Here is an 18,543-nt window from a genome sequence, read left to right as displayed (position 1 = left end):
GCAACATGCAGCATTACCGCTCTGCGGGATCAGAGGAACGACAGATCGGCGCCCTCACCCGCGGGGAGAACCGTCTGCGCGTACAGTCGCCGCCAGCCTCGCTCGGGCAGCTCGGGCGGGGTGAAGTCCGCCCGGCGGCGCTCAAGCTCGTCCTCGTCCACCAGCAGATCGAGCCGTCGCGCCTCGACGTCCAGCCTGATGAGATCGCCGTTGCGGACGAGCGCGATCGGCCCTCCGGCGGCGGCCTCCGGGTCGCAGTGCAGCACCACGGTGCCGTAGGAGGTGCCACTCATCCGCGCGTCGGAGACCCGCACCATGTCCCGGACCCCGGCGCGGGCCAGCTTGGCCGGGATGGGCAGGGCACCGGCCTCGGGCATGCCCGCGGCGATCGGGCCCGCGTTGCGCAGCACCAGTACGTGGTCCGGGGTGACGTCCAGATCCGGGTCGTCCAGGATCCGCTGCGCCTCCTGCGCCGAGTCGACGACCAGGGCGGGACCGGTGTGGTTCATCAGGTGGGGGCTCGCGGCGGCGGTCTTGATGACCGCTCCGCCCGGGGCCAGCGTGCCCCGGAGCACGGCCAGGCTCCCCGCGGGTCCGAGCGGGTCCTCCAGGGGGCGGATCGTCGTCTGCCAGTCCTCCCGCGCGGGGGTCTCGGCGAGCAGCGATTTCAGGCTGTCCCCGGAGACCCCGACGGTCTCCGCTTCGAGCAGCGGTTCGAGGACCTTCAGCAGCGCGGGAAGCCCTCCGGAACGGTGGAAGTCCTCCAGGTACCCCGAGCCGGCGGGCTTGCAGTCGACCAGGAACGGCACCTCGGCACCGATCACGTCGAAGTCCCTGAGTTCGAGCTCCACGCCGGCCCGCCGGGCCACGGCGAGCAGGTGGATCAGCGCGTTCGTCGAGCCGCTCATCGCCGAGAGCACCCGGATGGCGTTGCGGAACGCCGCGGGGGTCATGATCTCCTTGGGCACCGGGCCGCCCGACCGGGCGAGCTCGACGGCGCGGCGGCCGGTCTCGGCGCCGTGCCTGAGCCGGGCACCGGTGGCGGCCGGGGGCGTCGCGCCGCCCGGCAGCATCATGCCGAGGGTCTCGGTGACGCAGGCCATGGTGGAGGCGGTGCCCATCACCGCGCAGGTGCCCGCGGTCGTCACGAGCTCGTTGCGCACACTGGTGATCTCGGCCTGGTCGAGTTCCCCGCCCCGGTGCCTGCCCCAGAAGCGCCGGCAGTCGGTGCAGGCTCCGAGCCGCTCACCCCGCCAGCTGCCGGTCATCATCGGGCCGACGACCTCGAGCAGTACCGGCTTGTCCGAGGAGGCCGCGGCCATGAGCTGGGCCGGCACGGTCTTGTCACACCCGCCGAGCAGCACCGCGGCGTCCATCGGGAGGGCGCGGATCATCTCCTCGGTGTCCATCGCGAGCAGGTTGCGGAACAGCATCGTCGTCGGGGAGGTCAGGATCTCCCCGAGCGAGATGGTGGGGAACTCCATGGGAAGGCCGCCGGCCTCCAGGACCCCGCGCCTGACCGCCGCCAGCAGCGCGGGCATGTCGCGGTGGCAGGTGTTGTAGTCGGAGGTGGTCACCGCGATGCCGATGATCGGCCGGTCCAGCGCCTCGTCGTCGTACCCGCTGGAGGCCAGGAAGGCACGCCGGAGATATTTGCTGAAACCGTCATCACCGTAGGACGTACGACTCCGGTCGATGACCGATTCAGTGGGTTTGGCGTGCATGGTGGTAATGCCTCCGGGGGTCAATCCGATCAGGGAAGAATGGGGTCGCGTCAGGGGCGGAGCGGCATGGCCAGCGGGCGCATCGGGGCGCCGGTCGCGCCGCGCAGTTTCATGGCGGCGGCCACGAAGGCGAACTCGTAGAGCCGCTCGGCCGAGATCTGCTCGCAGTCGACCACCTCCATGATGGGGATGCCCGCCTCCCCCAGCAGATAGGTGTGGACGACCTGCCAGTTCTCCTCGTCCGCGGCGGGCATCTGCTCCAGGGCGAGGGTGTCGCCGCCGATGACCGACGCGCCCAGGTGGGCGAGGAACCGCGCCCCTTCCAGGTTCAGGCCGGGGCTGTTGTCGATGTAGGCGTCGATCTTCGGCCACGCGCGCATCCGGCCGGTACGCACCAGCGCCACGTCACCTGGCCGGAACTCGACGTTCTGGCGTCGCATGGCCTCGCGCAGGTCGTCCGCGCCGATCCCGTGGTTGTCCGGGAGCACGTCGACGTCGTGCAGCGCGGCGATGTCGAACAGGACCCCGCGGGCGATGATGGGAGGGATCTTGTCGGCGCCGCACTTGGTCCAGTGCCGGGAGGTGATGTGCTCCTCGGCGGAGAACCCGTTCCAGATCCGGCCGTTGTACCCGAAGTGGTTGAGGGTGTCGATGTGCGTCCCGCAGTGGGTGTACATCGAGATCGCGTCACCCGAGTAGGAGACCAGCTCGTTCTGCGCGCGGCCCATTCCGGTGATGTCGTCCAGGACGGTGCCGGCGGGCGTGTGCGTCATCCACTGCTGGAAACCCGGATCGCCGGCCTTGGTCCACGAGGGCATCCCGACGAAGTAGTCGACCGACAGGTCGATGACGCTGCCGCCGTCCGCCCGCCGCAGCACCTCACGTGACGCCTCGGGGGTGAGCAGGTTCAGCATGCCGATCTCGTCGTCGGGACCGAATGGGCTACGGGTGACCTCGCGGAACTTCGCGCAGTACGCCGCGATCCTGTTCCTGGTCGCCTCGCTGATGAGTGCCGGCCCGCACATGTGGTGTCCGCCTTCCTGTTAACGGTCCGGGGTCACCGGACGGGTGATCTCGCCGTACATCTCGGGGCGCCGCCCGGAGAACACCGGGAGCTCGAACTCGCCCGGCCTGATGATCAGCCTCTTCGTCCGGGAATCCCGGACGTCGATCGCCGCCCCGAACAGCCCTTCCTTCTCCCCCGCGTCCACCAGCACCGTCCCGGAGGGGGCGATGATCTGGCTCCTGCCGATGAAGCGGGTTCCGGACTCGGAGTCGGCGCGGTCCGCGACCGCGAGATGGACCAGGTTCTCCAGGGCGCGCACGCGGACCATGTGGTCGGCGAGGATGTCCGCTCCCTCCGGCCAGTTGGTGGGCATCGCGATGACGTCGGCGCCCTGCAGCCCGAGCTCGCGGGCGGATTCGGGGAAGCGCAGGTCAAAGCAGATCATCACGCCGACCCGGCCGAAGGGGGTGTCGACCACCCGTGGCGCCGCGTCGGTGCCCGGGTCGACGAACCGGTCCGCGCCCAGGTAGGGCAGGTGCTGCTTGCGGTACCTGCCAATGATCCCGGTGGGTCCGAGCACCAGGGCCGTGTTGTGGACGCGTCCGTCCGCCTCCTCCAGCAGGCCCACCACCGCGTGGGTGGAGTACTCGCGGCAGGCGTCCACGATGCGGCCGATCCTCGGGTCCCCCGCGCTGATCGCGGCGGCGTGCGTCTCGGCCCGGGAGCCGAACAGGTACCCGGTGAGCACGCATTCCGGGAAGACCACCAGTCGCTGCCCGGTCGCGGCACCCTCTCGCAGGGTGTCGACGACCCGATCGACGTTCGCCGCCACATCGGTTCGGTCGACGCCGACCTGAGCCACGCCGATCCGGATGCCGGTTTCGGTATCTGCGCCGGGCAAAGTGCCACCCCTTGGGTCCGCCGTGAGTTGAGTATGCCCCAGAGTGGCATGCAACATGTTGCACGTCAACGCAGTACTCATCATTGACATGCAGCGTGCTGCATGCCAGTCTGGCCGACCAAATCGGACATTGTGCTTGAGAGGGATTGAGTCGTGCCGGAAGTAGTGATCCTCAGTGGCGCCGGAGGTGGGATCGGCGCCGCGACGGCCCGCGAATGCGCGGCAGCCGGCGCGTCCGTCCTGCTCACGGATCAGCGGGTCGAGCTCGTCGAGCGGCTCGCGGCCGAACTCCGCGCCGACGGTGCCGACGCCGTGGCACACGGGCTGGACGTCACCGACGAGGAGGCGGTCGCCCATACGGTACGGGTCGCCGTCGACCGGTGGGGCCGGATCGACGGGCTGGTGAACTGCGCCGCCACGATCGTGGCGAAACCGCTGGTCGACACCACTCTTGACGACTGGAACCGGGTCATGACCATCAACGCGACCGGGACCTTCCTGCTGTGCAAGCACGTGGTGACCGCGATGCTCGCCCAGCGGACGCCCGGGGCGATCGTCAACCTCTCCTCGATCTCCGGGACGGTCGGCCTGCCCAACCAGCCCGCCTACTGCGCCTCCAAGGGAGCGGTGCTGCAGCTTTCCCGCCAGATCGCCGTCGACTACGCCGCCGCGGGAATCCGGTGCAACGTGGTCAGCCCCGGCTCGGTGGCCACCGAGCAGCTGGCCACCTACCTGCGGTCCCAGCCCGATCCCGAATCCGCCCGGCAGAGCCTCATCGCCGGCCACCCGATCGCGCGCCTGGCGGATCCGCACGAGGTGGCCAAGGTGGTCGCCTTCCTGCTGAGCTCCGCCGCCGGCTTCATGACCGGCGCGGACGTGGCCGTCGACGGCGGCTACACCGCCATCTGAGCACGGATTTCCAGGAAGGGACTCGGAAAATGTCTCGGCATACGACCTTGCCTCCGGCGGAGCGCGCCGGTCCTGGTGGGCTGCTCGACCTGCGCCGCCTCAAAGGCGGCCGGTTCTCCTCGATCTGGCTGATCACGCTGCTGCTCTTCGCCGTCAGCCCGCTGATCTCACCCGGCAGCCTGTCCGGATCCGCCGTGCTGTCGATGCTGCCGTTCGCGGCGGTGATGGCGATCGCCGCGCTCGGGCAGACCCTCGTCGTCTCGCACGGCGGCATCGACCTGTCGGTGCCCGGCGGGATGGCGCTGGCCGCGGTGCTGGCCACCAAGCTGCCCGCGGTGTCGGGCGTCCCGGTCTGGGCGGCCGCCGCGCTCGGACTGGTCGCGGGCGCGCTGAGCGGACTGGTCATCGGCATCGCCGTGGTCCGGCTCTCCATCGCGGCGTTCGTGGCCTCGCTGGCGGTGAACTCGATCCTCATCGGTGTGGTCCTGCAGGTCTCCAAGGGCTTCCCCGCGTCGGCCGGTCCCGCGCTGAGCGCGTTCGCGGTCGGCTCGGTGGCCGGTATCCCCAACCTGCTGCTGGTCGCGGTCGTGGTGATCGGCCTCGCGCACTGGGGCATCCGGCACACGGTGCTCGGCCGGCGCTTCATCGCGGTCGGCGCCGGACGGCCCGCGGCCCGGCTGCTCGGCCTGCCCACCGGCTCCTACGAGGTGGGCGCCTACGTGGTGGCCGGAATCTGCTACTCGCTGGCCGGAATCCTGCTGGCCGGCTACCTGCGCACCCCGGACATCCTGCTCGGCGACACCTACCTGCTCCCCACCATCGCGGCCGTCGTCCTCGGCGGCAGCCTGCTGTCCGGCGGCATCACCAACCTGGCCGCCACCGCCGTCGCCGCGCTGTTCCTCACCCAGCTGAACCAGGTGGTCCTCGCCGCCGGCGCGTCCACCGCCACCCAGCTCCTGGTCCAGGCCGGCGTGCTCGCGCTCAGCGTGGTGGCCCGCGGAGTGCCCTGGAACTCCGTACGCGCGCGGCTGCGAAGCCGCTCCCTCGAACCCGCTTCCACGCTGTCCTCGCCCTAGAGGCCTCCCCCAACAGGAGATCACAATGTCCCTCACCAAAACCCGCCTGCGGGCCCGTCAGTCGGTCGCCGTCCTGGCCCTCGCCGCCCTCGGCGCGGCGGGCTGCGCCGGTGGCCCCGGTGAACCGGCCGCCGCGAACGGCGGTGTCGAGGCCGTCTACAACGACGCGGCCCGGACCGGAGACGTCTCCGCCCTCCGCCCCATGGCGGACTTCTGCGGCACCAAGCCGGTGAAGGTCGCCCTGGCCGACGGCACCGGCGACAACGCCTTCCGCAAGACGGCTCGCGCCGAGTTCGAGGACGAGGCGAGCAAGTGTCCCAACATCACCGTGCTGCCGTACGCCGACGGCCAGAACAACCCGCAGAAGGCGATCAGCGACGTCAAGGCCCTGGTCGCCCAGGGTGTGGAGGCCCTGGTGGTCTTCCCCGACGCCGGCGAGGCGCTGCTGCCCACCCTGCGTGAGGCGTACAAGGCGGGCGTGCAGGTGGTGCCGTGGACGGCCAACCCCGGTGGCAAGCCGGGCACGGACTACACGACGTTCGTCGGCCACAACACGGTCAACGACGGCGTGACCTGGACCCGCTGGATGTGCGAGGCGCTCGGCACCAAGGGCGGCAACGTGGTCTTCCTCGGCGGTACGCCGGGCAACACCCAGAGCCTCACCGAGCTGGTCGGCATCGAGAAGGAGCTCAAGGAGAACGCCGGCTGCTCGGCCGTCAAGCTGCTGAACGACCCGGGCAAGCCGATCGACACCAACTGGAACCCCGCCCAGATGCAGAAGGTCGTGTCCGGGCTGCTCACCAAGTACCCGACCATCGACGGTGTGATCACCGACTCCGGTGACGCCTCCCTCGGTGGCATCCGCGCCTTCCTGCAGGCCGGCCGGCCGCTGCCGCTGTGGACCGCCAACGACCTCAACGGCTTCGCCTGCGCCTGGAAGGACAACTCGGGCAAGCAGCCGAACTTCCAGACCGTGACCGTGTCCTCGCGTACCTGGATCATCCGTCTCGCGCTGCGCAAGGCCGTCGCCGCGCACCAGGGGATCAAGAACGACGAGCCGGAGATCATCAACATCCCGATCTTCGAGAACACGCTCGACAAGTCGAAGCTCCCCAAGTGCGACCCCTCCCTTCCCGCCAGCGCGATCCTGTCCTCCGAGCTCACGCCGGAGCAGCTCAAGCAGGCCTACAGCTGATCACTTGTCGTCTTCCGCCGGGCACGCGCCCGGCGGAACGCACTGAGCCGGAGTAAGGAGTGATCCTTCGCATGGTCGAATCGACCGCTGGACTGGTTCTCCGTGGAGTGACCAAACGCTTCCCCGGCGTGGTCGCGCTCGACGGGGTCGATTTCCAGGCGCACCCGGGCGAGGTACACGCCCTGGTCGGCGGGAACGGCGCCGGAAAGTCCACGCTCATGGCGGTGGCCTCCGGTGCGCTGGCACCCGACGCTGGCACCGTCGAGATCTCGGGCTCGCCGATGCGGCAGTCGTCCCCGATCGCCGCCCGGGAGCAGGGCCTGGCCATCGCCTTCCAGCATCCGGCGCTTCTCCCCGATCTCACGGTCACCGAGAACCTCCTGCTGAGCGTGCCGAAACGGCTCCGCCCGTCCTTCGGCGACGCCCAGGACTGGGCCAGGGAAAAGCTGCTGCCCATGGGGATGGACATCGACCCGGCCGCCGCGGCCGGCCGGTTGACCCTCGCCGAGAAGCAGGCCGTCGAGATCTGCGGGGCCCTCGCCTGCGAGCCCGGCGTCCTGATCCTCGACGAGCCCACCGAGCCGTTCATGGTGGCCGAGATCGAGAGGCTGTTCGAGCAGATCAGGAAGCTCGCCGCCGACGGGATGGCGGTGGTCTACATCAGCCACCGGCTGCCCGACGTGATGGCCCTGTCCGACCGTCTCACCGTGCTGCGCGACGGGCAGATCCGCGGCACCTTCCTCGCCTCGGAGGTGACCGAGGAGGAGATCGTCACCCGCATCGCGGGACGGGAGATCGACGCGCTGTTCCCGCCGCGCCCCTTCTCGGTCGGCGACGTCGTGATGGAGGTCCGTGACCTGCGCTCGGACCGGCTCCGCGGGATCACCACCACGCTGGCCCGCAACGAGGTCCTCGGCCTCGCCGGGGTGGAGGGCAACGGGCAGCGCGAGTTCATCCGCGCGCTGGGCGGAGCCGACCCGGTCACCGGTGGCACCGTCACCGTCGACGGCCGGACCGTCGAACTCGGCAGCCCCCGCCGGACCCGGCGGGCCGGGGTGGTGCTCATGCCCCAGGAACGGCACGTCGAGGGCGTCGCCACCGTACTGTCGGTCAAGGAGAACCTGGGCGTCGCCGCCACCGGCAGGACCGCGGTCGCCGGAGTGGTACGAGGCTCGGCGGAGAACGCGATCGTGGCCGAGGAGATCAGGAAACTCGGCATCAAGGTGGCCTCACCCGACTCCGCCGTCGACCACCTGTCCGGCGGCAACCAGCAGAAGGTGGTACTCGGCCGGTCGCTGCTCTCCGCGCCCAAAGTGCTGCTCTGCGACGAGCCCACCCAGGGCATCGACGTCGGCGTCCGCTCCGACATCTACCACCGGCTCCGCTCCACCGCCGCCTCCGGGACACCGGTGGTGGTGCTCAGCTCCGACAACGTCGAGCTCGCCGGGCTCTGCGACCGGGTGCTGGTCTTCTCCCGGGGGGAGGTCGTCCGCGAGCTGACCGGGGAGCAGATCTCCGAGCACGCCATCACCGAGGCGTCCCTCACCGCCGCGACCTCGGCGCGGAGCGCCGAGACCACCGAGCGGGCCCGGGGCACCGGCCTGCTCGGCGGGTTCCGCAGGCTGCTCTCCAGCGAGCAGGCGCCCAGCGCGTTCCTCGCCGTCGCGATCGTGCTGCTGGCCGCGGTGAGCGCGACCCGGAGCGACCGCTTCCTGTCCGAGTTCAACATCGCCAGCATGCTGGGGCTGCTGGCCCCCGTGCTCTTCCTCGCCGCGGGCCAGCTCATCGTCATGCTCACCGGAGGCATCGACCTGTCGGTCGGCCCGCTGAGCGGGACCCTCGTGGTCATCGCGTCGTTCTACGTCCTCGACGGGTACGGCGCCGGATGGTGGGCCCTGGGCTTCCTGCTGATGGTCCTCGCGGCGACCGGCGTGGGACTGACCAACGGCATGCTGGTGAGATTCGCCCGGGTGACCCCGGTGGTCGCGACGCTGGTGACCTACACCGCGCTCCAGGGACTCTCCCTGGTCATGCGGGACTCGCCCGGAGGATCGATCTCCACCTCCGTCACCGAGGCGCTCGGCGCGCGCATCGGCCCCATCCCGTACGCGGTGATCGTCGGTGCCGGTGTCCTCGTCGCGCTGGAGGTGATGTCCAGGCGCTCCATGACGGGGCTCCGGCTGCGCGGGGCCGGCTCGTCCGAGCAGGCGGCGCGGAAGCGGGGCATCCCGGTGGCCCGTGTCCACCTCGTGGTCTACCTGGCCAGCGCGCTGTTCACCGTGGTCGGCGCCCTGCTGCTGATGGCGCAGATCGGCGTGGGCGACCCGACCGCCGGCGTCAGCTACACGATGGCCAGCATCACCGCGGTCGTGCTCGGCGGGGCCTCGATCTTCGGCGGCCGGGGCAGCTTCGTCGGCGTCCTGTTCGGCGTCGTCCTCCTGCAGGTCATCCAGAACGCCACGGTCTTCCTCGGCCTCTCCCAGTCGTGGCAGTACTGGATGCTCGGCCTGATGGCCCTGGCGGCGACGGCCGTCTACTCCCAGGCCCGCACGGCGCGGGCCTAGGCGTCGCTGTCGGAGGTTCGGATGCCGCACTCCGGGAGCGGGCACCGTCCGTGGGCGTTCCTCAACTCACGGAGGGTGCTCCTCTCAGGGTTCGAGCACAGCGGATTCGAACACGAAGGAGAGGCCCGGCCAGCGTTCCGCCGCACAGAGCACGGGAGGCCGGTCGACGGGGGCGGGCAGCGTCACCACCCGCGAGCCGCCGAGGACCGTGCCGGTCCAGACGTCGACCCACTCCCCCTCAGGGAGGTACACCGGTATTTCCGAAATATCCGGTGCGGTGACCGGGGCGACGAGCAGCGCGTCCCCGAGCTTGTACTGCAGCGGGAAGTCCCACACCCGCGGGTCGCGGGGGTGGTCGAAGAAGAGCCCGCGCATTAGCGGCGCTCCCCCACCGACCGCCTGGCGAGCCTGCTCGGCGAGGTACGGCACGAGCCTCTCGCGGATCTCGACCAGCCGCCTGAACACCGGCACGACCCGCTCGTCGCCGGTCCGGGCGGCGATGTTCCACGGCGTGCGGTCCCTGCTGGGCGTGCGGTGGTGGTTGAACTCCGAGTGATACTGCATGATCGGCATGAACGCCGCCGCCCCGGCCGCCCTGAGGTAGAGCTCCGCGCTCGGCACCTCGCCGGAGAAGCCGGCCAGGTCCCACCCCCAGTAGACGATCCCGCAGGCGGAGGCGGTGATCCCGGCCCTGATCGAGGAGCGGAAGGCCTCCCAGGTGGAGTCCTCGTCCCCCGCCCAGAACGCGCCGTGGGGCTGCGACCCGGCGAACCCGGCCCGGCTGAACGTCACCGGAGCCCTGCCGTGCCGGCGCAGCAGATCGCCGAAGGCACGGGCGTAGTGCACGGGGAACAGGCCGTTGCCGTCCGCGCCGCGCCGACCGTCGGCGTAGCGCAGGTCGTGCCCCCAGGCGTGCTCGCCGCCGTCGGTCTTGAAACCGTCGATCCCGACCTCCTCGACCAGGTAGGCGCGCTTGGCCGTCCACCAGTCGCGCACCTCCTGCGACGACAGGTCGGGCATCAGCGCGAGCGGGAACCACCAGCCGCGGTTGCGGTACGGCCTGCCGTCGGCCTCCCGCACGCCGTATCCGCGCTCGACCAGCTGCCTGGCGTCGACGGCGGCCTGGTGCCTCGGGTGCGGGCGCGTCTTCTGCAGCGGGATCTGCCAGAGCAGCACCTTGATGTCACGTTCGTGGAGCTCGTCCACCATGCCCTTGGGGTCCGGCCACGGCCCGTCGGCCGGGAAGGTGTAGTCGGCGAGCCGGTGCGGCTCCTCCGACGGCTCGTACTCGGCGCCCCTGAACGCGGTGAACGTGCTCTCGTCGCTCCACGCCTCGATCACCACGGCGCCGACGGGGATGCCGTGCTCGCGGTGCCGGTCCAGCTCGGCCAGCACGCGCTGCTGGGTGTTCCACTCGTTGCCGCTGGCCCAGAGCCGGAACACCCAGGAGGGCAGCTCGCTGGGCCGCCCGACGTCGTCGAGGAAGGCGTGCAGCACGTCACCGGGGGTCACCCGGGGCGCGCCGTCGGGGGCAGGACCGGAAGCCGTCGCGAGGGACGCGCTGTCGTAGACGCGCAGGGCCGGCTCGGCGTCGGGCCCGACCTCGGCCTCGACCCGGAGCCGGCCGGGCGTGCTCGCGCCCACGTCGTACCAGGTGCGCCGGGATGTCTCGACGTGCAGCCCCCAGCTCTCCTCGCCGCCCACCACCAGGGCGAACGGCATCGGCAGGTACGTGCGGCCGTGCGCGCCCTGCGTCTTGTACTGCTCGAACACCACCGCGTCGAGCTCGCGTCCGCGCTGGTCCACGGCGTCGAAGCGCTCGCCGAAGCCCACCACGTGCTCGCCCTCGGCCAGGGCCAGCTCGAACCGGACCCGCCGCACGCCTTCGCCGTCGCCCAGCCATCGGACGCTGCCGGGTACGACCCGGTCGCTTCCGCGTACGTGGAGCCTCCCGCCGGTCTCCGACCAGGTCGCCGCCGTCACCTCGAACCACTTGCCGCGCCGGCTTCCTCCGCCGTCCAGCGTCGCCACGAACCGGTAGGAGTAGTGATGCCCGCTGCGCAGCACGGGTGTCGTCACCACCCACGACCCGGACACCGCTCGCGCGGCCCGGGCCTGCGCGGCGGCCAGATGCCCCCCGTCGACGGCCGTGCCCCCGCCGCTCGGGGCCGGGGCGGCGGAGGGGACGCCCGGTCGCGCGGTCGAGCCGTCCGCGCGGCTGAGCGGGAGCTCGACCCGGGTGGTGTGGTCCACCAGCCACTCGCAGACCACCGCCGTCACCTTCGCCGACGCGCGCACCCGCAGCTCCACCGTCTCGCCGTCGAGCGGCAGAGCCGGCACGCGCTGGTCCTCGGTCGTGGCGTACGGATGCCCGGACCCGTACGGACGATGCCGGATCATGCCCGCACCCCCAGTTCGTCGGCGAGAATCAGGTACATCCCGTGCGACCACAACAGGGGCGTGGCGACCGTGCCCCACCGAGCCACCCACTCGTCGTGTCGTTCGGGAGCCAGCAGCACGTCCGACACCTGCTCGGGCAGGTCGCCCTCGGGGGTCGCCTGGGCCGCCATCCAGTCGAGGTACCGGGTGGCCTCGGCCGTCCGGCCCGCCCGCGCGTGGTTCCAGCCGAGGAACCCGGCGAGCAGCACCCACCGGCCGCCGCCGTAGAAGGTGTCGGCGAGGTACCGGAACACGCCGCCGTCCCTGGCCAGTTGCCGCTCCACCTCGGCCACCGTCGCGGCGCCCACCGGGTGGTCGGCCGGGTAGAGCCCGAACGGCTCGACGCAGGCCAGCAGGCTCGCGTCCACCGCGTCGGTGCCCAGCCACTTCGTCAGGCGGCCCGCGACGACGCCTTCGGCCGCGACCAGCGCGGCGATGCCCGCCACGGCCTCGGCGGCGGCCTCCGCCTCGGGGCCGCTGAGGACACCGAGGGCCAGGGCCGCCCGCAGGCCGGCGTGGACGGAACCGAGCGTCGCCACGTGCCGCTGCTCGACGTGCTCCTCCCACCAGTCGTAGCAGGGCAGCTGCCAGAACGCGGTCAGGTAGCTGACCGCGGTCCTGACGCCCTTCTCGACGCCGGGAACCGCCCTGCCGTGCCGGAGGGAGTGCTCGCGCAGCGCCCACAGCCAGGCGCCGTAACCGTCGAGCTGGAAGTCCCACCATTCGTCATCGCCGTCGACGCCGTCCAGGGTGAACCTGGTGGGCAGCATCTCCGCCGGCGAGACGCGCTCGCCGCGGGCCGCGCGGGCGACGAGCGCGTCGACCTGGCCGGCGCGGTCGCCGAGCACTCCGGCACTCCAGGCGTGGAAGGCGTCCGCCCCGGCCACGTCGCCGTGCCGGCTCACCCCCTCGGCGATGAACGCGCCGTCGCGCAGCCACGAGTAGCCGCGGTAGGCGGAGAAGGTGGGCGACGCCGGGTACGCGCCGGTGTGGGACTGGAACCTCTTGATCACGTCGAGGCTGTGCGACACGAGGGTCACGAGAACGTATCTCCTGGAAGTAGGGAAACTAGCCGAGCAGGGCGTCGACCGCGGCGGCGGCGGCCTTGAGCGCGTCGGGCACCGGCTTGCGGCCGGCCGCGGCCTCGCTCAGTTCCTTGGTCACGGCGTCCTGCATCTCCTGCTGGCGCTTGATGACCGGCGGCAGCGCGATCGACTCGAGCGCGTCGAACACGGCCTGGCGGTTGGCCGGCTTCGGGTCCTTGAGGTAGCCCGACAGCACCGCCTGGTCGGAGACGGGCGGCAGCTCCCACGACGACTCGATGCGGGTGGTGGCCGCGGTGCCCGAGGATGACAGGAAGCGGGCCCAGGCCCAGGCCTCCTTGCCGTGCCTGGTGGTGGAGGACGCGGCGACGGCGTTGTGGAAGACCGCGCTGGCCCGGGTGGCGTCACCGGGCTCGACGACCACGTCCCACTCGAACGGCACGTCCTTCAGCCCGGCGAACTGCCAGATGCCGTTGTGCCACATCGCGAGCTTGCCGGACTTGAAGAGGTTGGTGTCGTAGTCGGCGGTGCCGCCGATCTCGGCCTCGGTCGGCATGGTCTTGCCCACCTTGGACACCAGCCACTGCGCCGCCTTGACGCCCTGCGGGCTGTTGAAGGCCGACTTCTTGCCGTCGGCCGTCAGGAACTCGCCACCCGCCTGCTTGAGCGTCTTGTAGAACTCGAAGAACTGCACCGGCTGGAAGTCGCCGAACACGCCCTTCTTCTTGTCGGTCAGCTTCGCCGCCGCGGCCTGCTCCTCGGCCCAGGTCCAGTCGGCGGTCGGGACGTCCACCCCGGCCTTCTCGAACAGGTCCTTGTTGTAGAAGAGCACGACCGTGGAGAAGGAGGCGGGCAGCGCGTACTGCTTGCCGTCGCGCTTGAAGGCGTTCAGCGACTCCTGCGCGTACACCGACGGGTCGCCGTCGCCCGCGACCGAGCCGAGGTCGAGCAGCGAACCGGCGCTGGCGTAGGTGACGAAGTTCTCGTAGTTGAGCTCGAAGGTGTCGGGCGCGGTGCCGCCCGCGATGCTGGTCTGGAGCTTGGTGAAGTACTCGTCGTAGGGTGCGGTCTCCACGACCACGTCGATCTTCGGGTTCTCCCGCTCGAACGCGGCGACGATCTTGTCGAGGTCCTTCAGGTGGTCCGGCGCCGCCGAGAAGGTGAAGTAGCGCAGCGTCGTCTTGCCGTCCTCGCCCGACGAGGTCCTCGTCGCCGAGCCCTGCGAGCATCCGGCGGCGAGCAACGCGGCCGTCAGCACGGCGGCCATCTGGAACTTCCTGGTGTGCATGGGGGGATTCCTTTACTTGAGCCCGGACTGAGCGACGCTGGCGATGACGTGCTTCTGCGCGAAGACGTACAGGATGAGAATGGGGACGACGCTGATCACCGAACCGGCCATCACCACGTCCCACTCGGTGGTGAACTGGCCGTGCAGCGTGGCCAGCCCCAGCGGGAGCGTCATGAACTCGGGCGACTTGATGATGATCAGTGGCCAGAGGTAGCTGTTCCAACTGGCCATGAACCCGAAGATGGCGAAGGTCGCCAGGGCGGGCCTGATCAGCGGCAGCACGACATACACAAAAATCCGGAAATGTCCGGCGCCGTCCAGCACGGCCGCCTCGTCGAACTCCTTCGGCACCTGGTTGATCGCCTGCCGGAGCAGGAACACCCCGAACGCCGAGGCGATGGTCGGCGCGAGCAGCGCGAAGTAGGTGTCGACCAGGTTGAACGTGCGCATCTCGATGAACAGGGGCACGACCAGCACCGGCAGCGGCATCATCAGCGTCGCCAGGTAGACCGCGAACAGCGCGCCCCTGCCGGGGAACGGCAGCCTGGCGAACGCGTAGGCCGCCATCGCGCTGGTGACGAGTTGCAACGCGGTCGAGGCGGCCCCGATCCAGGCGCTGTTGGCGACGATCCGCCAGAACGGCAGGGTCTCCAGGAGCTTGCCGTACGCGTCCAGGCTCGCGTTGTCGGGGGTGAAGTCGGGCGGCACGGCCAGCACCGCGTCGCTCGGCGTGATCGAGGTGATCACGGCCCACGCGAACGGGAACAGCATCACCAGCGCGCCCAGCCACACCAGCAGGTGGCGGATCGCCTTACCCATAGGTCACCCACCGCTTCTGGCCCCGGATCTGGACGACGGTCACCAGCAGCACGACGGCGAACAGCAGCCACGACAGCGCCGAGGCCGCGCCCGCCCTGCCGTACCGGAAGGTGAGGTCGTAGATCTGCGACACGACGACCTGCGTCGCGCCGGCCGGCCCGCCGCCCGTCATGATCTTCACCTGGTCGAACACCTGGAAGCCGTTGATCAGCGAGATCACGATGACGAAGAACGTCGAGGGGGAGAGCAGCGGCAGCGTGATGTGCCGGAACCGGCGCAGCGCGGTGGCGCCGTCGACCATTGCGGCCTCCTGGTACTCCTTCGGGATCGCCTGCAGGCCCGCCAGCAGGATGATCATCACGAAGCCGAGGTCCTTCCAGGCCGAGGCGAGGATGACCGACGGCATCGCCCAGCCTGGATCGGTCCACCAGCCGGGCCCGCTGATCCCGAAAAGACCCAGTGCCCAGTTCACGATCCCGCTGGCGGGGTTGAGCAGCCACTTCCACATCAGCGCGACGACGACCCAGCTGGTGATGACCGGCAGGAAGTACACGCCGCGCAGCAGGCTCCGCCCGGCCATCGCCCGGTTCAGCAGCACCGCCAGCCCGAGCCCGCCCAGGTACACCAGCGGCAGGTAGCCGGCGATGAAGTACAGGGTGTGCAGGAAGGCCGCCCTGGTCTGGGGGTCCCCGATCAGCTCGGCGTAGTTGCCGAGGCCCACCCAGCGCATCTCGGTGATGAGGTCCCACTCGTGGAGGCTCGTCCAGAACGACCAGATCATCGGGATCAGCGTGTAAAGGAGCAGCGGGACGAGGCTGGGCAGCAGGAACACCGCCACGGTGGCCGCGTACCGCAGCCGCCGTCTCGGCTCCCGCCGCACGTGCGCGGGCCCGGCCTCCGGCCGGGCCGCGATGAGGGTCATGCGATCGCTCCCTTACTCGTACGGCGGGCGCTCACCAGACCGCCCTCGATGAGGCGGGCCCTGACCAGGCGGCCCTGTTCCCCGGCGGCTCCGGCGGCGTCGAACGGCGTGGCCAGCACCAGCGCGGCGGCGCCCTGGGCCCAGCTGGTGTCGTCCCAGCTCTCCACCTCGATCGAGATGTCGCGTCGCCCGGGATACAGCTGCGCCCGCACGGCCCGGTCGAACCCGGCCTGCCAGAGCGGCCAGTCGGCCGTCCCCTCGCCGAGCAGCACGACGACCTCGGGGTCCACCACGTTGATCAGCCCGGCGGTGGCCCGGCCGAGGATCGCCCCGGCCTCGGCGAACACGGCCAGTGCCGCCCGGTCCCCGCCCGCCGCGGCCCGCCCCAGAGCGGCCACGGCGCCGAGGGGGTCCGTCTCGTCCTGCCGGCCGCCGTCGCGCTTGGCACGGGCCGCCGCGAGGAGCCCCGCGGAACCGACGAAGGCTTCGAGGCACCCCCGGGCGCCGCATCCGCACACCGGCCCCGAAGGATCGACGGGGAGGTGGCCGAACTCGCCTGCCCCGCCCCTGGCACCCCGGTACACCCGGCCGTCGGCCACGATCGCCGCGCCGACGCCCCGGCCGATCGTCAGCACCAGGAAGTCGCGGTGCGTCCGGCCCCTGCCGTACAGCCGCTCGGCCGCGGCCAGCGCGTTCACGTCGTTCTCGACCAGCACCGGCAGGTTGAGGCGGCGGCGCAGCCGCTCGCCGACCGGCATGGCCTGCCAGCCCAGGGTGGGCGCGTTGACCGTGCCCACCGCCTGGTCGTCCACGCTCCCCGGGACGCCCACACCGATGCCCAGCAGGGGCGGCGCCTGCCCGGCCGCCGGAGCCGCCGACATCACCGACTCGACCGCGTCGGCCAGGTCGCCGAGCGCGTCGAGCGAGGCGGGGTCGAACGGACGCTCCCAGGAGCCGAGCACCTCACCGTCGAGCCTGACGTCCACCAGCACCAGGTGGTCGGCCGTCACCTTCACGCCGAGCGCCCTGCCCGCACTGCCCACCAGGCCGAGCCGCTGGGCGGGCCGGCCGCCGCGCGACGGCTTGAGGTCGAGTTCCTCCAGCATGCCGTGGCCCATGAGCTCACGCGTCAGCTGCGTGACGCTCGCCGGGCTGAGGTCGAGCTCCCGGGCTATCTCGGTCCGGCTAAGCGGGCCGACCGTGCCGAGGAGGGCGAGGATCGCCGTCCTGGTGAGGTCGCCGCGGTCAGTGCCTGCCATGAGGGACTTTCTATAGAGGTAAAGTTAGTGGTGAAAATATGACCGCCCGAAACGTCGCTGTCAAGCCCCCGAAACACGCGAAAGGCCCCGGCCCGCGAGTGCGGGCCGGGGCCTGGGGCAGGTGGTCACGGCCCCTTCAGGCCGATGGGCGGTTCGGGCACGGCCAGCCCCAGCGCGGCCGCCATGTCGATCGTTCTGCGGGGGGTCGAGCACCGCCTGGCCAGGCCGGCCTGGTCGAGCCGGCCGTTACGGGCCTGGAACAGGTACTGCGCGGCGGGATGCCGTCGCAGCTCGTTCGTGGTGAGCCCGTCGGCGACGCGATGCGCCGCGGCCACCAGGGCGGGAAACGACGACCGCAGATCCGCGGCCCACTTCTCGACCGTCTCCAGCCAGCCGCGCGCGGCGGCGTCGGGCGTCGAGGAGAATCGCACGATCGCCTCAGCCAGCTCCGACCAGGTGAAGTCATGCCAGGGCTTGGTCTTCAGGACGGGCAACTGCCACTGGCGCTTGGCGACCGACCAGTGATCCGCGTGCGCCTCCACCGAGTGGACCGTGAATCCCGGCACGCACAGCGCGGTCAGGTTCCCGCCGTGACAGGCACCGGTGTCCAGGCCGAAGATCCTGCCGTCGCGGATCATCGGCTCACGTCCGGTCACATGATGGCCGAACACGACCGGCTTGATGTCGGTGTAGTGGTCGTGCCAGTGGCCGTCCGGGAACAGCGCGGTGAGCTCTCGCTGACCGCTGGTCGAGCCGCAGAGGATTTCCTCCTTCTGGTCGGCCGGCGGAATTCCGGGCAGCATCGCGGCGTGGACGACCCGGACATGCTCGTTCTCGAAGTAGTACGGCAGCGTCCGCATCCAGTGGACCGTCTCGGCGTAGCGGTCGCCCAGCTGCAAGCGCGTGATCTCCTGCGCGTAGGAGAAGATCCCGCGCACGTGCTTCCTCTCGTGGTTGCCCATGACCACGACCGAGTTCGGACGCTCGCGGAAAAGCCTGACCACCTCACCGGGTGCCGGGCCGCGGTCGACCAGATCGCCGACGCTGACCAGCAGGTCGTCCGGGCGGAGGCCGACTTTCTCCAGCAGTTCGAGCAGTTCGTCGAAGCAGCCGTGGATGTCACCGACGATGACGGTACGTCGCACCCCGGCGAGCCTAGGCGGGCAGTGGTTCGGCGTGCAAAGGATTATCCACCGCGTGCGACTCTCAAGCACTCCCATGGGCGGGCACGACCTCCCGGACAGATTGCCGCCGACTTCACTGCGGGGCTCGGCAGCCTCGCCCTCGCCCCCTTACGCTCTCGGGTATCCGGTCAAGAGGCGAAACTCCGTATTCGTTTACGCGCCGTCGCGCCCTATGATCTTTACTCGGCAGAGTGCGTCACCTGGGCCGCCGTTC

General features: G+C 70.8%; 14 protein-coding genes. 4 read left to right on the top strand and 10 right to left on the bottom strand.

The features are described from left to right. Nucleotides 1–29: 29 nt before the first annotated feature. The 3 genes from ABT130_RS07310 to ABT130_RS07300 are packed head-to-tail and all read right to left on the bottom strand — an operon-like array spanning nucleotide 30 to nucleotide 3,631. Entirely contained in the window at nucleotides 30–1,724 is a 1,695-nt protein-coding gene (locus tag ABT130_RS07310) for a dihydroxy-acid dehydratase (protein WP_350953613.1), read from the bottom strand. Nucleotides 1,725–1,774: 50 nt separating this feature from the next. Continuing rightward, the gene (locus tag ABT130_RS07305) at nucleotides 1,775–2,749 is read right to left on the bottom strand and encodes a cyclase family protein (RefSeq protein WP_344742881.1); all 975 of its coding nucleotides are present in this window, start codon (nucleotides 2,747–2,749) and stop codon (nucleotides 1,775–1,777) included. Nucleotides 2,750–2,767: 18 nt separating this feature from the next. Continuing rightward, nucleotides 2,768–3,631 carry a carbon-nitrogen hydrolase family protein gene (locus ABT130_RS07300; RefSeq protein WP_350953612.1) on the bottom strand — a complete coding sequence of 288 codons (864 nt, stop codon included), beginning with the start codon at nucleotides 3,629–3,631 and terminating at the stop codon, nucleotides 2,768–2,770. Between the two features lie 153 nt (nucleotides 3,632–3,784). On the opposite strand from ABT130_RS07300, the gene ABT130_RS07295 reads away from it, so the two are divergent. From ABT130_RS07295 to ABT130_RS07280, 4 genes are all read left to right on the top strand, one after another. Continuing rightward, nucleotides 3,785–4,540, top strand: a complete 756-nt coding sequence (locus ABT130_RS07295) for an SDR family NAD(P)-dependent oxidoreductase (RefSeq protein ID WP_350953610.1) — start codon at nucleotides 3,785–3,787, stop codon at nucleotides 4,538–4,540. Nucleotides 4,541–4,569: 29 nt separating this feature from the next. After that, complete coding sequence (locus ABT130_RS07290; RefSeq protein ID WP_350953608.1) at nucleotides 4,570–5,616, top strand: ABC transporter permease; 1,047 nt, start codon at nucleotides 4,570–4,572, stop codon at nucleotides 5,614–5,616. A 25-nt stretch (nucleotides 5,617–5,641) separates the two neighbouring features. Beyond that, complete coding sequence (locus ABT130_RS07285; protein ID WP_350953606.1) at nucleotides 5,642–6,811, top strand: substrate-binding domain-containing protein; 1,170 nt, start codon at nucleotides 5,642–5,644, stop codon at nucleotides 6,809–6,811. A 71-nt stretch (nucleotides 6,812–6,882) separates the two neighbouring features. Continuing rightward, on the top strand, nucleotides 6,883–9,375 hold the full coding sequence (locus ABT130_RS07280; RefSeq protein ID WP_350953604.1) for an ATP-binding cassette domain-containing protein: 2,493 nt from the start codon (nucleotides 6,883–6,885) through the stop codon (nucleotides 9,373–9,375). Between the two features lie 84 nt (nucleotides 9,376–9,459). On the opposite strand, the gene ABT130_RS07275 is transcribed toward ABT130_RS07280, so the two are convergent. From ABT130_RS07275 to ABT130_RS07245, 7 genes are all read right to left on the bottom strand, one after another. Further along, the gene (locus tag ABT130_RS07275) at nucleotides 9,460–11,775 is read right to left on the bottom strand and encodes a glycoside hydrolase family 31 protein (protein ID WP_350953602.1); all 2,316 of its coding nucleotides are present in this window, start codon (nucleotides 11,773–11,775) and stop codon (nucleotides 9,460–9,462) included. After that, the gene (locus ABT130_RS07270) at nucleotides 11,772–12,854 is read right to left on the bottom strand and encodes a glycoside hydrolase family 15 protein (protein ID WP_350953600.1); all 1,083 of its coding nucleotides are present in this window, start codon (nucleotides 12,852–12,854) and stop codon (nucleotides 11,772–11,774) included. The genes ABT130_RS07275 and ABT130_RS07270 overlap by 4 nt, the downstream gene beginning before the upstream one ends. A 28-nt stretch (nucleotides 12,855–12,882) precedes the next feature. After that, a complete protein-coding gene (locus ABT130_RS07265) occupies nucleotides 12,883–14,145 on the bottom strand; it encodes an ABC transporter substrate-binding protein (RefSeq protein WP_350953598.1) in 1,263 nt (420 codons plus the stop codon). A 12-nt stretch (nucleotides 14,146–14,157) separates the two neighbouring features. Then, on the bottom strand, nucleotides 14,158–14,964 hold the full coding sequence (locus tag ABT130_RS07260) for a carbohydrate ABC transporter permease (RefSeq protein ID WP_350953596.1): 807 nt from the start codon (nucleotides 14,962–14,964) through the stop codon (nucleotides 14,158–14,160). Then, on the bottom strand, nucleotides 14,957–15,886 hold the full coding sequence (locus ABT130_RS07255) for a carbohydrate ABC transporter permease (protein ID WP_350953594.1): 930 nt from the start codon (nucleotides 15,884–15,886) through the stop codon (nucleotides 14,957–14,959). The genes ABT130_RS07260 and ABT130_RS07255 overlap by 8 nt, the downstream gene beginning before the upstream one ends. Continuing rightward, a complete protein-coding gene (locus ABT130_RS07250) occupies nucleotides 15,883–17,145 on the bottom strand; it encodes an ROK family protein (RefSeq protein ID WP_350953592.1) in 1,263 nt (420 codons plus the stop codon). Before ABT130_RS07250 ends, ABT130_RS07255 begins: the two co-directional genes overlap by 4 nt. 125 nt (nucleotides 17,146–17,270) lie before the next feature. After that, a complete protein-coding gene (locus ABT130_RS07245) occupies nucleotides 17,271–18,290 on the bottom strand; it encodes a metallophosphoesterase family protein (RefSeq protein WP_350953590.1) in 1,020 nt (339 codons plus the stop codon). Between the last annotated feature and the right edge of the window lie 253 nt (nucleotides 18,291–18,543).

The sequence above is a fragment of the Streptosporangium sp. NPDC001681 genome (assembly GCF_040298085.1).
GTDB lineage: Bacteria > Actinomycetota > Actinomycetes > Streptosporangiales > Streptosporangiaceae > Streptosporangium.
Note: the sequence above shows the minus strand (reverse complement) of the source record. Positions and strands in the feature narration are given on the sequence as shown.